Annotated in this window: 15 protein-coding genes; 8 read left to right on the forward strand and 7 right to left on the reverse strand. The window is 72.2% G+C overall.

Annotated elements, in window-relative coordinates; all coding sequences use genetic code 11:
• Positions 1 to 2 precede the first annotated feature (2 nt).
• The 3 genes from ACIPJI_RS25355 to ACIPJI_RS25365 are packed head-to-tail and all read left to right on the forward strand — an operon-like array spanning position 3 to position 1,123.
• Positions 3 to 260, forward strand: a complete 258-nt coding sequence (locus ACIPJI_RS25355; RefSeq protein ID WP_307708798.1) for an acyl carrier protein — start codon at positions 3 to 5, stop codon at positions 258 to 260.
• 1 nt (position 261) lies between these two features.
• On the forward strand, positions 262 to 756 hold the full coding sequence (locus ACIPJI_RS25360; RefSeq protein WP_356622638.1) for an SRPBCC family protein: 495 nt from the start codon (positions 262 to 264) through the stop codon (positions 754 to 756).
• Positions 757 to 799: 43 nt separating this feature from the next.
• Positions 800 to 1,123 (forward strand): TcmI family type II polyketide cyclase, encoded by a 324-nt coding sequence (locus ACIPJI_RS25365; protein ID WP_307708796.1) that lies wholly within the window; start codon positions 800 to 802, stop codon positions 1,121 to 1,123.
• A gap of 82 nt (positions 1,124 to 1,205) precedes the next feature.
• Here the strand turns inward: ACIPJI_RS25365 and ACIPJI_RS25370 are convergent, their stop codons facing one another.
• The 3 genes from ACIPJI_RS25370 to ACIPJI_RS25380 form a co-directional block, all read right to left on the reverse strand.
• Positions 1,206 to 2,234, reverse strand: a complete 1,029-nt coding sequence (locus ACIPJI_RS25370) for a methyltransferase (RefSeq protein ID WP_356622637.1) — start codon at positions 2,232 to 2,234, stop codon at positions 1,206 to 1,208.
• A gap of 52 nt (positions 2,235 to 2,286) precedes the next feature.
• A complete protein-coding gene (locus ACIPJI_RS25375) occupies positions 2,287 to 3,351 on the reverse strand; it encodes a nitrous oxide reductase family maturation protein NosD (RefSeq protein WP_402249007.1) in 1,065 nt (354 codons plus the stop codon).
• A gap of 91 nt (positions 3,352 to 3,442) precedes the next feature.
• Positions 3,443 to 3,967 carry a hypothetical protein gene (locus tag ACIPJI_RS25380; protein WP_307708793.1) on the reverse strand — a complete coding sequence of 175 codons (525 nt, stop codon included), beginning with the start codon at positions 3,965 to 3,967 and terminating at the stop codon, positions 3,443 to 3,445.
• Between the two features lie 167 nt (positions 3,968 to 4,134).
• Here ACIPJI_RS25380 and ACIPJI_RS25385 point away from each other — a divergent pair, with 167 nt between their 5' ends.
• Complete coding sequence (locus ACIPJI_RS25385) at positions 4,135 to 5,211, forward strand: winged helix DNA-binding domain-containing protein (protein WP_402249009.1); 1,077 nt, start codon at positions 4,135 to 4,137, stop codon at positions 5,209 to 5,211.
• 4 nt (positions 5,212 to 5,215) lie between these two features.
• Here the strand turns inward: ACIPJI_RS25385 and ACIPJI_RS25390 are convergent, their stop codons facing one another.
• Both ACIPJI_RS25390 and ACIPJI_RS25395 read right to left on the reverse strand, forming a co-directional pair.
• Positions 5,216 to 5,542 carry a hypothetical protein gene (locus tag ACIPJI_RS25390; RefSeq protein ID WP_402249011.1) on the reverse strand — a complete coding sequence of 109 codons (327 nt, stop codon included), beginning with the start codon at positions 5,540 to 5,542 and terminating at the stop codon, positions 5,216 to 5,218.
• A 79-nt stretch (positions 5,543 to 5,621) separates the two neighbouring features.
• Complete coding sequence (locus ACIPJI_RS25395) at positions 5,622 to 6,809, reverse strand: FAD-dependent monooxygenase (protein ID WP_402249013.1); 1,188 nt, start codon at positions 6,807 to 6,809, stop codon at positions 5,622 to 5,624.
• 297 nt (positions 6,810 to 7,106) lie between these two features.
• Here ACIPJI_RS25395 and ACIPJI_RS25400 point away from each other — a divergent pair, with 297 nt between their 5' ends.
• The 3 genes from ACIPJI_RS25400 (at position 7,107) to ACIPJI_RS25410 (ending at position 9,613) form a co-directional block, all read left to right on the forward strand.
• On the forward strand, positions 7,107 to 8,093 hold the full coding sequence (locus tag ACIPJI_RS25400) for an ABC transporter ATP-binding protein (RefSeq protein WP_159685659.1): 987 nt from the start codon (positions 7,107 to 7,109) through the stop codon (positions 8,091 to 8,093).
• Entirely contained in the window at positions 8,090 to 8,908 is an 819-nt protein-coding gene (locus ACIPJI_RS25405; RefSeq protein WP_307708788.1) for an ABC transporter permease, read from the forward strand. Before ACIPJI_RS25400 ends, ACIPJI_RS25405 begins: the two co-directional genes overlap by 4 nt.
• A 156-nt stretch (positions 8,909 to 9,064) precedes the next feature.
• Complete coding sequence (locus ACIPJI_RS25410; RefSeq protein ID WP_402249017.1) at positions 9,065 to 9,613, forward strand: YceI family protein; 549 nt, start codon at positions 9,065 to 9,067, stop codon at positions 9,611 to 9,613.
• 65 nt (positions 9,614 to 9,678) lie between these two features.
• Here the strand turns inward: ACIPJI_RS25410 and ACIPJI_RS25415 are convergent, their stop codons facing one another.
• Positions 9,679 to 10,287 (reverse strand): CGNR zinc finger domain-containing protein, encoded by a 609-nt coding sequence (locus tag ACIPJI_RS25415; RefSeq protein WP_402249019.1) that lies wholly within the window; start codon positions 10,285 to 10,287, stop codon positions 9,679 to 9,681.
• Between the two features lie 88 nt (positions 10,288 to 10,375).
• Here ACIPJI_RS25415 and ACIPJI_RS25420 point away from each other — a divergent pair, with 88 nt between their 5' ends.
• Complete coding sequence (locus ACIPJI_RS25420) at positions 10,376 to 11,158, forward strand: MBL fold metallo-hydrolase (protein ID WP_402249021.1); 783 nt, start codon at positions 10,376 to 10,378, stop codon at positions 11,156 to 11,158.
• Between the two features lie 184 nt (positions 11,159 to 11,342).
• On the opposite strand, the gene ACIPJI_RS25425 is transcribed toward ACIPJI_RS25420, so the two are convergent.
• Positions 11,343 to 12,326: a thiopeptide-type bacteriocin biosynthesis protein gene (locus ACIPJI_RS25425; protein WP_402249023.1), complete on the reverse strand. Its 984-nt coding sequence runs from the start codon at positions 12,324 to 12,326 to the stop codon at positions 11,343 to 11,345.
• Positions 12,327 to 12,331: the final 5 nt, after the last annotated feature.

The following is a 12,331-nucleotide window of genomic DNA, read 5'->3' on the forward strand; positions in this document are numbered from 1 at the left end:
CCATGACCGATCACCTGACCGTCGACGAACTGGCCGCCCTGATGAAGAAGGGAGCCGGGATCACCGTCGACCCCAACGAGATGGAGCAGCGGCCCGAGACGCCGTTCGAGGTCTACGGCCTCGACTCGCTCGGCCTGCTCGGCATCGTGGGCGAGCTGGAGAACCGGTACGGCCGGCCCCTGCCGCCCGACGCCGACCGCTGCAAGACGCCCCGTGAATTCCTCGACCTCGTCAACACCTCCCTGATGGCAGGAGCCTGAGATGCCCGGACACACCGAGAACGAAGTCACCATCGACGCCCCCCTCGACCTCGTGTGGGACGTCACCAACGACCTCGACCACTGGCCGCAGCTGTTCAGCGAGTACGCGTCCGTGGAGGTCATCGAACGCGAGGGCAACCGGACCGTGTTCCGGCTGACCATGTACCCGGACGAGAACGGCCAGGTCTGGAGCTGGGTCTCCGAGCGCGTGGCCGACCGTTCCGCGCTCACGGTCACCGCCCGCCGTGTCGAGACGGGCCCCTTCCAGTACATGAACATCCGCTGGGAGTACGAGGAGACGCCGCGCGGTGTACGGATGCGCTGGACGCAGGACTTCGCGATGAAGCCGGACGCGCCCGTCGACGACGAGTGGATGACGGCCAACATCAACCGCAACTCGCCGATCCAGATGGACCTCATCCGCAACAAGATCGAGCAGCGCGCCCGGCTCGGCCGGGACTCCAAGGACGCCGCGGCGCCCGCCCCCGCGGTCTGACCGCACGCCCGACCTGCCGACGGCATCCGAAGGGACACCCCCGATGCACCACGCCCTGATCGTCGCCCGGATGGCTCCGGGTTCCGCCCCCGACATCGCCGAGGTGTTCAAGGCCTCCGACAAGGGTGAGCTGCCGCACCTCGTGGGAGTGAAGCGGCGCAGCCTGTTCCAGTTCGGCGACGTCTACCTGCACCTCATCGAGTCGGAGAAGCCGGCCGGCCCGGCGATCGCCAAGCTGACGGAGCACCCGGAGTTCCGGGACATCAGCGACCGGCTGTCCGCGTTCGTCAGCCCGTACGACCCGCAGACCTGGCGGAGTCCGAAGGACGCCATGGCGCAGCAGTTCTACTCGTGGCAGAGCGACTGACCGGTCACAAGCCGCACAGCCGTCGGCCCCGCGGATCTCCCGCGGGGCCGACGGCGTGCCGGTCGCCGGTCCGGGACGTTCCTCAGTCCGGGACCACGCTCTCGAACAGATGCAGATAGGCGTTGACCGGACGGACCTCGCCGACGAGCAGCCCGGCGTCCGACATCCGGCTGATCATGCTCTGCCTGGTGTGCTTGGCGCCGCCGACGTTGAGGAGCAGCATCAGGTCCATCGACGTCGTGAACTTCATCGACGGGGTGTCGTCGACCAGGTTCTCGATGACGAGCACCCGGGCGCCCGGGCGGGCCGCCGCGACGATGTTGCGCAGTGTCCGGCGGGTGCTGTCGTCGTCCCACTCCAGGATGTTCTTGATGATGTACAGGTCGGCGGCGACCGGCATGGCCTGCCGGCAGTCGCCGGGGACGATGTCGGTCCGGTCGGCGAGCGAGCCGCCTTCGAGCAGCCGGGGGTCGGCCGCCGCGACGACACGAGGCAGGTCCAGCAAGGTGCCGCGGACGCCGGGGTGCTTCTCCAGCAGCTCCGCCAGCACATGGCCCTGGCCGCCGCCGATGTCCGCGATCGTCTTCGCTCCGCCGAGGTCGAGCAGTTCGGCGACGTCCCGCGCCGACTGCTTGCTCGAGGTGGTCATGGCCCGGTTGAAGACATGGGCCGATTCGGGCGCGTCCTCGTGCAGGTGGTCGAAGAACTCCTTCCCGTAGATGTCGCTGAAGACGCCGCCGCCCTTCCTGACCGCCTCGTCGAGCAGCGGCCAGGCGTCCCAGGTCCACGGCTCCGTGCACCAGAGCGCGATGTACCGCAGGCTGTGCGGGTCGTCCTCGCGCAGCAGTCGCGACATCTGCGTGTGGACGAACCTGCCGTCGGCGTCCTCTTCGAAGATGCCGTAGCAGGCCAGGGCACGCAGCATCCTGCGCAGCGCGCCGGGCTGTGCCTTGACTTCCGCCGCGAGCTCCTCAGCGGTCGCCGGTCCGTCCCCGAGCGCGTCGGCGACGCCGAGCCGGGCCGCCGCGCGCACGGCGGCGGCGCAGGCCGCGCCGAAGACGAGCTCTCTCAACCGCATGGCCGGCAGAGTGGTTTCGCTTGCAGTGGTCATGCCGCATCGGTCTTTCGTGAGTGGCCGGGGCCGGTCGGCACCGTCCGGACGGTCAGCACAGGCCCGCGGGCTCGGAGAGCCCACACATGTTCCGGCTGAAGACGTTGCCGGTGCCGTTCGTGTCGCGGTTGGCCAGGTCGGCGGCGCCGTTGCCGAGGACGACGTTGTTCCGGACGACGTTGTCGGTACCGGCGGCACCCACGATGCTCTTGAAGAGGACGATCCCGCCCGACATCGGGGCGGCGCCCACGTTGTTGCGGATCACGTTCCGCTCCACCAGGGTGTCCTCGGTGCCGGTGAGGACGATGCCGGTGCCCTGGATCTCGGGCAGCCGCGCGGTCTTGTCGCAGTGCTTGTTGTTCTCGTGCACGTGGTTGTGACGGACGGTCAGGGCACCGGCCCGCGGGGTCGTCTCGTCACCGACGAGGAACGCGCCGGCGCAGTTGCCGGTCATCTCGTTGGCCTGGACGGTCAGGTTGCGCACGCGGCGGATCGTCGTGCCGATGCGGTTGTCGACCATCAGGTTGTTCGAGACGACCGTGCCCCTGGTGTCGGTGGCGCCGGACTCGGCGCTCACGGTGTTGGCCACGAAGATGCCGGCGTCGCCGTTGCCCCGGACGACGTTGCCCCGCAGCACCGACCGGGTGGACCGCTCCTGGGCGATGCCCCAGGTCCCGTTGTTCTCCGAAGTGACCCCTCGCACCGTCAGCCGGTCGGTCCAGGCGGCCCAGAGGCCGTTCTTGGCGAATCCGCCGAGGGTCAGGGAGCGGACCTGTACGCCCTCGACGGGCTGCTTCTCGGTGCCGATGACGCAGATGCCGTTGCCCGCTCCGGCGCAGGTGTCGGCGGCGGCCGCGGTCTTCGACGGCTTGAGCACCGTGTCGCTGCCCTCGCCCCGCAGGGTCAGGCCGGACTTGGTGATCCGGACGCTCTCCGTGTAGGTGCCGGCCGCGATGTCGATGGTGTCGCCCGGCTGTGCGGCGTCCACCGCGGCCTGGATCGACTCGCCGGGCAGGACCTGGTGGGTGACGGCGGCACTGGCGGGAGCCGCCGCGCCGAGGCCGGACGCGACGAGCAGAGCCGCGCATCCGAGCATGGTCGTTTGTCGCTTAGTCATAATCCGAAGTTATGCGCATTGGCGACGAAATCGGCACAAACCACGCCTGGGCGGGCTTGTGTCGCCCCACCCAGACGCGGCCGGAGAGTGATCAGGCCTCTTCGAAATAGGCGTCGAGGACCGCGTCGAGCTCCTCGGTCCACTCCTTCAGGCGCCCCCTGGCCGGGGCCTCGACGTCCGCGTTGAACCAGCGGTTGGCCGCCACATGGACGGTGACCGTGAACCGGCGCCCGAACCGTGCCGGCCGCACCTCGACCGCGCCGATCTCGTCCCAGCGGAAGTCCGCCTCCTGGTCGTCCAGGGTGAAGCGGATGCCGGCGGGACCCGCTGTGATCGACCCACGGCGGTCACTGACCTCGAAGACGGGCCCGTCCGCCACGGGTGCGTCGGCCTCCTCCGCGGCCTCGTCGTCGCCGTCGGTCGCGGCGGCCGCCTCGGCGTCGCCGGCCTCGTCCGTCCCGCTGTCCGGACCGGTCCCGGCATCGGACTCGGTGGCTGTGCTCTCCTCCTCCCTCTCCTTGACGGCGGGCGCCGGTCCCGAGAGGACAGGGACGAATGCCGGATCCGTCCCCACGGCGATATCGAGCTTCGTCTTCGGATCTATCTGCTGCTCCACGGCGGGCAGTATGGACGACGAAGCTGTACGAGACCAATGCGGTCGACCGTCGCGACGCGCTCCGCGACGGCGGCGGACAGCCCTGCACCCGACGGACAAGTGGCCGACGCGGACCCTGAGTCGTACGGTCCCGTCGTCCCCGGGTCCGGCAACGGACCATGGGGGGTATGGGAATCGAGGAAGTGACCAGGGAACAGGTGCTGGCGTACCGGGTGGCGGCCCAGGGGCTCGACCGCTCCTCGGACGCGCCGGGCGTGCTCACCTTGGGGGTGCAGGACACGCCGAGCGGCGCCGCCCGGCAGGCGCTTGCCGCACGGGGTGCGTCGGGCGACGGGCTGGAGCTGGTGTGGTCGATGCGCGGGGCGCCGCATCTGCACCGGCGAGGGGACCTGCCGGCGCTCGCCACGGGGCTGTGGCCGCTCGACGACGCCGACGCGACGGCGCGGATCAGCACGGCCGTCATCAAGGACGGGGCGCGGCTCGGGCTCGAGGCCTTCCGTGTCACCGCGACGGCGTTCCGCGAGGTGGTGACGGGGCCGATGGCCAAGGGCGAGGTGAGCACCGCCGTGAGCGCGGCCGTGCCGAAGTCGCTGACGTACTGGTGCGAGACGTGCGGGGCGCAGCACATCTCGGGGCTGCTGTTCCAGCAGGCCGGTCTGTTCGGTGCGGTGCGGGTCGCCTCGCAGGGCGGCAGGTCCGTGCTGTCGCCGCTGGCCGAGCGGTTCCCCGTGCCGGACGCCGCGTCGGGGACCGCCGCACTGGTGCGGAACTACCTGCGCCACCTCGGGCCCGCAACCCCTGCCGACGTGGCCAAGTACCTCGGCACGAAGCCGACCGTGGTCAAGAAGGTGTGGCCCGAGGACCTGGCCGAGGTGTCGGTGGAGGGACGCGAGACGTGGCTGCCGGCCGGTGAACTGGGCGCGCTGCGCTCGGCGAGGAGCGGACGCCTCGTCCGGCTGCTCCCTCCGGGCGATCCGTTCCTCCAGGCGCGCGACCGTGAGCTGGTCGTGCCCGACAAGGACCGCCGGAAGGAGATCTGGCGTGCTATCGGCGGCCCGGGTGCGCTGCTCGTCGGCTCGGAGATCGCCGGGACCTGGCGTGCCAAGGCCGCCGGACGGAAGGTCGACGTGACCGTCACCCCGTTCGAGCGGCTTCCGGCCTTTGCGCATGGGGAGTTGGAGGCGGAGGCCGGCACCGTGGCCGTGGCCCGTGGCGCGGAAGAGGCCAGGCTGCACGTCGGGTGAGACGTCAGGAGGGCGCTGCGGTACGCCGCTTCCCGCGCCTCGACAGCGCGGCCGTCCCCGGCCGCGGCCGGGGACGGGCCTCGCGGACCGCCGCCCCCGCGGCCCTGCACCGGCGCACCGCGCTCGTGCCGCAGCCGCGCCACTGGTCCCGTGTGACGCGGGCACGGTGACCGCCGCTGGTGATCAGCGCGTTCACCGGGGTCATCGGGTCCGCGGCCATCGCCTTGGCCAGCAGGACGCCCGCCACGAGCGGGAGCAGCGTCACGGCGAGGGCCGTCCCGGCGGTGGTGGCGTTGCGGACGCGGGGGTGACGGAGTGCTTGAGGGACCATGACCCTGATTCGACCAGTGCCGGAGCGCCGGCGGATCCGGTGGCGTACTCAGGTCGGCCGCGCGCCGTACTCAGACGCGTCACACCGCCGCGGAGACCACGCTGCGGCCCGTCTCGTGCGCGTAGAGCGTCGCGCGGTCGCGGAGCGAGGCGTGGACCGCCATCTGAGCGTCGCGGCGGCGTTGGGCCGGGCCGTCCGGGAGGTGGAGGACGCCGGCGTTGCCGCGGGAGCCACGCTGGATCTCGGCGGTGCGCGGGATGCGCAGCGCCTCGTAGCGGGCGAGGCTGTCCGCGATCTGTTCCTCGGGCGCGTCGGCGAGGCAGGCCGCCAGGTCCATCGCGTCCTCGATCGCCTGGCCCGCCCCCTGCGCCATGAACGGCAGCATCGGATGGGCCGCGTCGCCGAGGAGGGTGATGTGGCGGCTCGACCACGTGCGCAGCGGCGGCCGGTCGTGGAGCGCCCACTGGTGTGTCACCTCGGTCGCCTCGACGATGTCGCAGACCAGTCCGGTCCAGGAGCCGAACGCGCGGCGCAGGTCCTCCGGATCGCCGGGCGCCGACCACGACTCGGGGGGTGCCTCGTCCATCGGGACCGTCGCCGCGAAGCTGAGGTACTCACCGGCGGCGACCGGGTAGCACACGAAGTGGCCGCCGGGGCCGAGCCAGAGGCGCACCAGGCGCTCCCTGGCCGCGTCCGGCAGGCGGTCGGTGGGGACCAGGCCGCGATAGATCCCGAGGCCCGCGAAGACGGGCTCGTCGCGCACGAACGCCTCGCGGACCGTCGAGTGGATGCCGTCCGCGCCGACCACCACCCCGGCGTCGCGGACGGTGCCGTCCTCGAAGGTCAGCCGCACGCCGCCGCTGTCCGTCTCCCGTGCGCCGCGCAGGCGTTCGCCGAGCCGGAGCCGGTCACGGTCGACGAGGGAGAGCAGCGCCTCGTGCAGGTGGGCGCGGTGGATCGAGTAGTACGGCGCGCCGAACATCCGCTCGCACTCCTCGCCGAGCGGCGTACGGGCGACGGGCCGGCCGGTCCAGCCGCGTACCTCCATCGCGTCGATGCGTACGGCGTGCTCGCGCAGTGCGTCGCCGAGACCGAGCCGCAGCAGCGGCCGGACGGCGTTCGGTGAGAGCTGGACCCCCGCCCCGACCTCGGCGAGCCGCCGGGTCTGCTCGTGGATGACGTAATCCGTTCCGTTCGCGGCGAGCGCGCCGGCGAGGGTCAGTCCGCCGATGCCCGCACCGACCACCGTGATCCGCGGCCGTCTCATTTCGCCCACTTCCCCGAACCCCACGTCATGACCGCCTTCCGCGTCAGCTGCTCCGTCGGCAATGCCCTGAAGGATGTGCGGCCCGCGCCGCGCGCCGCAACGCCCGTCACGTCCGTGCTGACACCTGTCGCCGCTTGCGTGACGTCCGTCATCGGATGCCTCCCGTTCCTGCGGACACCGCCCTGACCGGGCCTAACGTCGCGACAACGACCCGGAGTTCGGTCTTCGGGCGAACGGCAACACCGGACCCGACAACAGCACCGGGAGGCACACAGTGACCGAAGCGGAGGGACCGCGGTGACCGCGGTGGCCGTGGACGGCCTGCGAAAGCGTTACGGGGACCACGAGGCGGTGCGCGGCGTCGACTTCACCGTCCGCGACGGGGAGATCTTCGCCCTGCTCGGCCCGAACGGGGCGGGCAAGACGACCACGCTCGAGATTCTGGAGGGCTTCCGCGACCGTGACGGCGGAAGCGTGGAGGTGCTCGGGCGCGACCCGGGCAAGAAGGCGGACGGGAGGTGGCTGCGCGGGCAGATCGGGCTCGTGCTCCAGGACATCGCCGTCGAGCCGTATCTGTCGGTGCGCGAGACGATCGCGCGCAACGCCGGCTACTACCCCGAGCCCCGCGGCGTCGACGAGGTGATCGACCTCGTCGGCCTCGAGGAGAAGCGCGGCGCCAAGGTGAAGGACCTGTCCGGCGGGCAGAAGCGGCGGCTCGACCTGGCGCTCGGCGTCGTCGGCAACCCGCAGCTGCTGTTCCTGGACGAGCCCACCACCGGCTTCGACCCGAACGCGCGGCGCGGTGCGTGGGAGGTCGTGCGGAACCTGCGTGACGCGGGCACCACCATCGTGCTCACCACGCACTACATGGACGAGGCGCAGGCGCTCGCCGACTCCGTCGCCGTCATCGCCGGCGGCCGGATCGTCGCCGCGGGCACCCCCGACACACTCGGCGGCCGGGACAGCGCGCTGGCCAGGATCCGCTTCGCGCTGCCGCAGGGCGCCGCGATCGCCGACGTCCCCCTGCCGGTCACCGACGCGGAGGACGGTCTGGTGACGGCGGAGGCCGAGGAGCCGACCGCCGCGCTGCACCGCCTCACCGAGTGGGCGCTGCGCCGCGGTACGCCGCTGGAGCGGCTGACCGTCGAGCAGCCGACCCTCGAGGACGTCTATCTGAGCCTCACCGGCAAGTACGCGGAGAAGGAAGCATCCTCGCCGTCCTCGGAGCGTGGGCGCAGGCCGTCCCCGGGCCGGGGACGCCGACCGGGACGGAGCCGCTCATGACCACCCTGACCCCCACCACGGCCACCGGCGCGGGGCGTTCGGCGGCCCGCGCGGACGCCCGCGGCGACCTGGCTCTGCTGGCCCATCAGATCCGTTACGAGCAGCTGTCGTTCTGGCGCAATCCGCAGTCGATGGTCTTCACCTTCGTGCTGCCGATCGTGATCATCACGATCTTCGGCGCGGTGTTCAGCGGCGGCGCCGACGAGAAGTTCTTCTTCGGCCTGACCGGCATGCAGTACTACACGCCGACGATCGCCGCGGTCTCGGTGCTCGGCGCGTGCTACGGCCAGCTGGCGATCATCCTGGCGATGCGCCGGCAGACGGGCGTGCTCAAGCGGCTGCACGCCACCCCGCTGCCGGCCTGGGTGTACTTCGCCGGGCTGCTGGTGCACTGCATCGTCGTCAGCGTCATCGACGTGGCGCTGGTCATCGGCATCGGTTCGCTGTACGGCGTGCCGCTGCCCACGCACTGGGCGGCGGTCACGGTGACGCTGGTGCTGGGGGCGGCGAGCTTCTGCGCGCTGGGCGTCGGCGTGGCCTCGCTGATCAAGAACTCGGAGGCGGCCCCGGCCGTCGTGCAGTTCATCCAGTTCCCGCTGGTGTTCATCTCTGGCAGCTACTTCCCGATCCACTCCGAGGTGCTGAACAACATCGCCGGGCTGCTCCCGGTGAAGCCGTTCAACGACGCGATGCTGGCGCCGTTCGCGCACAACGCAGGTTTCCAGTGGAAGGAACTCGCGGTCCTCGCCGTCTGGGGCGTCATCGGCGCGCTGATCGCGGTCCGCAGCTTCCGCTGGGACCCGCGGCCCGAGTGATCCGCGCGTACCACCGCGACGCACAGGGACGCACGCACACAGAGACGCAGCAGCACCGCGCACCAAGGCAGTGGCGCACACACCAGACGACAGGGGGCCTCCATTGCGGGGCCCCCTCGCCGCCTCCTCCCCCACGACCCGAAGGGAAACCCCACCATGTCCCTCACCGACCACTCAGAGGCCACCACCGGGCTGACCGCCGCCGCGGTCGACGGCTCCTGGACACTCGACACCGGCGCCTCCTCCGTCGAGTTCACCGCTCGGCACTTCTTCTTCCTGCCGGTCACCGGCTCGCTCCCCGTGCGCTCCGGGAGCGCCGTGCTCCGAGGCGGGCTGCGGCAATTGGAGGCGGAGGTCGACGCCGCCGGCTTCAGCACCGGCAACCCGAAGCGCGACAAGGCCGTCCGCGGGCCCGCCTTCCTCGACGCGGACCGCTTCCCGTCGATCCGGTTCACCGGTGAGCGCCTCACCACCGGCGGACCGTGGCGGGTGACCGGCCTGATCGAGGTGAAGGGCCGGTCCGTGCCGCTCACCTTCACCGTCGACACCGAGGCGTGCGCCGTCTCGCCGGACGGCGGGCGGGCCGTCGTGCAGGCGACGGCGGAGCTCGACCGGCACGCGTGCGGCGTGAGCGCGATGCGCCCGCTCGTCGGACCGCGGTTGCGACTGCGGGTCACAGCGGCGTTCGTCCGCACGGCGGACTGAGCGGCCCGCACGTACCCGGCTGCCACGGTGATGCGAGAGGAGGACGGGACGACCGGCGTGCCGCGTCACTCCGAGGCGTCGTTGCGCCGCGCGTAGGCGCGGGCCGCGCGGGCGCGGTCGCCGCAGCGGGTGGAGCACCAATGGCGTCGGCCGTGGGTGCGCACGAGGAACCGGTCACAGGGCGCGGAGCCGCAGGCGGCGAGGAGGGAGGCGTCCGGGCCGGTGATCAGGTCGGCGGCATCGGCGGCAAGGGTCGCCAGTGCGTGGTTCACAGCCTGGTCGGTGGGGTGCGCCTGGACCCTGTGCGGTCCCTGGGCCCCCTCCCAGGCGAGCAGGGGCGCCGTGGGTACCGCCGTGAGCGCCTGGTTCACCGCTCGCAAGGATTCTTCGGGTGGGGCGACGCCCTCGACGCGGGCGGCGAACAGGGCCCGCACATGGCCGCGCAGTGTACGCATCCGCTGCGTGCACACCTCGTAGAGCTGCACGTCCGGGGTGGTCAGGCCGTGGGTGGCGAGCCAGCGCATGGCGGAGCCGGGGGCGGCGAGCAGGTCGTAGCTCTGGCCGGCGGGCAGGGTCGCGGCGGTGTCGGCGAAGTCCAGGGAACGGTGCTGGTCGGCACCGGGAGCCGGGGGCAGAGCGGCGTGTGCGAGGTCGGCGGCCGCGGTCTCCTTCATGCCCTCATGGTAACGCTTGCCTTTTTCCGTGATGCCTGCCTAGCCTGCATCACGGAAAATGCGATCCTTTCCCGTGAGGACGACAAAGATGCCCCAGCACAGCACCGACCAGATACAGGTCCGCACCTTCGGCGGCCCGACCGCCCTGTTCGAGTACGGCGGCCTGCGCTTCCTGACCGACCCGACCTTCGACGGCCCCGGCGACTACCCCTCGCAGGGACTGACCAAGACCGCCCCCTCCACCGCGGCCCCGGCCGACCTCGGACCCATCGACGTGGTCCTGCTCTCGCACGACGAGCACGCCGACAACCTCGACCACTCCGGCCGGGCCCTGCTCGCCGATGTGCCGCTCACCCTCACCACCCCCGGCGGTGGACAGCGCCTGGGGGCGAAGGCGAAGGGCCTGACCGACTGGGAGTCCGTCGAGCTGGACCGGCCTGACGGCGGCACGATCACCGTGACCGGCGTCCCCGCCGTCCACGGCCCTGGCCCGCGCGAGAAGGTCGAGCCGTTCACCGGCCAGGTTGTCGGCTTCGTCCTGACCGGGGACGGCCTGCCCACCGTCTACGTCAGCGGTGACAACGCCTCACTCGACGCGGTCAAGGAGACAGCGGAGCGCTTCGCCCCGGTGGACACCGCCATCCTTTTCGCCGGAGCCCCCCGCTTCCCCATGCTCTTCGGCGGCGAACCGCTCGTCCTGGACAGCGCCCAGGCCGTCGAAGCCACCCGGATCCTCGGCGCCCGCCGCGTCGTTCCCGTCCACCACGACAGCTGGGCCCACTTCACCGAAGGCCGCGACGCCCTCGAAGCCGCCTTCACCGCCGCCGGCCTGGCGGACCGCCTGGACCGGGACTGGGTCGGGCGCGCCTGAGCCGGCCCGCCACAGGGCGCGCCGGCCCTGAGGGGCGGCGTTGTGAGCGCATGCCGCCGACCGGGGACAGGAGCCCCCTCGTACGGACTTGACGGAAGAGGACCCGCGCGCTTCGCGAAGGCCCGGCCGGAGCGTTCCGGCCGGGCCTTCGCGCGGGCCCCGTGGGGGCGGCGGGGCGGGGGGATCACCCCGCCGGGGCCGGCACCCGTCCGGCGTCGGCAGGCCGGACAGGCCCGGGAGCGGACGGCTCGGCGCCGTCCGTCCCAGGGGCAGGCGGCATCGCACCGTCCGTGTCGGCGACGGGGAAGACGTGTGCGAGCCACGCGTACGTGCGGAGTTCCTCGAGCAGGCTCAGCCCGAGGCGGTTGTGGAGCATGTGCGCGTGCGAGAAGAGGACCATGCCGGGGTGCGTGGCCGACTTCTCGCGGAGGTCGGCGGTCAGCGCGGCGAGCCCGTCGTGCCAGCGGGCGAACGGGCCGTGGTCCAGCGGGTCGACGGGCGCGGCCCCGGTGGGCCGGGTGACGGTGGTGACGGAGTCGAGCAGGCCGCCCGGGTAGCCCGCGTCACCGGCCCAGGCGCGCCAGGCGCCGAGGCCGTGGGCGTAGAAGTACGTGCGCTCCGTCTCGTCGCCGAGTGCCGCCGCGGCGGCCATCGTGCCGCGCAGGGCGAGCAGAGCACGGTGACGCTCGGTCACGACCTTGGGGACGAGGCCGAGGACCATTTCGCTGGAGAGGTGGAAGAGGGTCTCGGTGGCGGGCATCAGCGCGGCGCCGCCGTAGCGGTCGAACTCGGGCTCGTACTCCGCGCGGTGTACGCCGGGGGCGAGCATCTCGCGGACGTTCCTGTCCTCCCCCTGCTCCCCCGCGGACGCCAGCTGTCCGGCGCTCCGCCGGTACGCCTCGGGCGCCAGGGGTTCCTCACCGGCGGTGAGCCGGCCGGCGGCCGCGAGCCGTTCCCGCAGGGCGTCCTCGACCTGTCCGCGCGTCGTGTGGTCGAGGTCGGCGATGCGCAGCCGCAGATGGGGGCCGGCCTGCCAGTAGCGGATGAAGAACCAGGGCCGGTCCGCCGCCAGTTCGCGCACGGTCGGGCCGACGACCCGCGTCAGTACCCGGTCGTGGGCGGACCTGGCGGTGGTGGCGAGGTGCAGGTGCCACGAATTCCATGTCATGGGGC

Source organism: Streptomyces sp. NPDC086835 (genome assembly GCF_044745705.1).
GTDB lineage: Bacteria > Actinomycetota > Actinomycetes > Streptomycetales > Streptomycetaceae > Streptomyces.

Coding starts and splice junctions, on each gene's coding strand:
- ACIPJI_RS25370 (WP_356622637.1), bottom strand. CDS start 2,234: ATGACCACTGCAAGCGAAACCACTCTGCCGGCCATGCGGTTGAGAGAG.
- ACIPJI_RS25390 (WP_402249011.1), bottom strand. CDS start 5,542: ATGGTCCCTCAAGCACTCCGTCACCCCCGCGTCCGCAACGCCACCACC.
- ACIPJI_RS25395 (WP_402249013.1), bottom strand. CDS start 6,809: ATGAGACGGCCGCGGATCACGGTGGTCGGTGCGGGCATCGGCGGACTG.
- ACIPJI_RS25405 (WP_307708788.1), top strand. CDS start 8,090: ATGACCACCCTGACCCCCACCACGGCCACCGGCGCGGGGCGTTCGGCG.
- ACIPJI_RS25420 (WP_402249021.1), top strand. CDS start 10,376: ATGCCCCAGCACAGCACCGACCAGATACAGGTCCGCACCTTCGGCGGC.
- ACIPJI_RS25415 (WP_402249019.1), bottom strand. CDS start 10,287: ATGAAGGAGACCGCGGCCGCCGACCTCGCACACGCCGCTCTGCCCCCG.
- ACIPJI_RS25365 (WP_307708796.1), top strand. CDS start 800: ATGCACCACGCCCTGATCGTCGCCCGGATGGCTCCGGGTTCCGCCCCC.
- ACIPJI_RS25355 (WP_307708798.1), top strand. CDS start 3: ATGACCGATCACCTGACCGTCGACGAACTGGCCGCCCTGATGAAGAAG.
- ACIPJI_RS25425 (WP_402249023.1), bottom strand. CDS start 12,326: ATGACATGGAATTCGTGGCACCTGCACCTCGCCACCACCGCCAGGTCC.
- ACIPJI_RS25375 (WP_402249007.1), bottom strand. CDS start 3,351: ATGACTAAGCGACAAACGACCATGCTCGGATGCGCGGCTCTGCTCGTC.
- ACIPJI_RS25360 (WP_356622638.1), top strand. CDS start 262: ATGCCCGGACACACCGAGAACGAAGTCACCATCGACGCCCCCCTCGAC.
- ACIPJI_RS25385 (WP_402249009.1), top strand. CDS start 4,135: ATGGGAATCGAGGAAGTGACCAGGGAACAGGTGCTGGCGTACCGGGTG.
- ACIPJI_RS25410 (WP_402249017.1), top strand. CDS start 9,065: ATGTCCCTCACCGACCACTCAGAGGCCACCACCGGGCTGACCGCCGCC.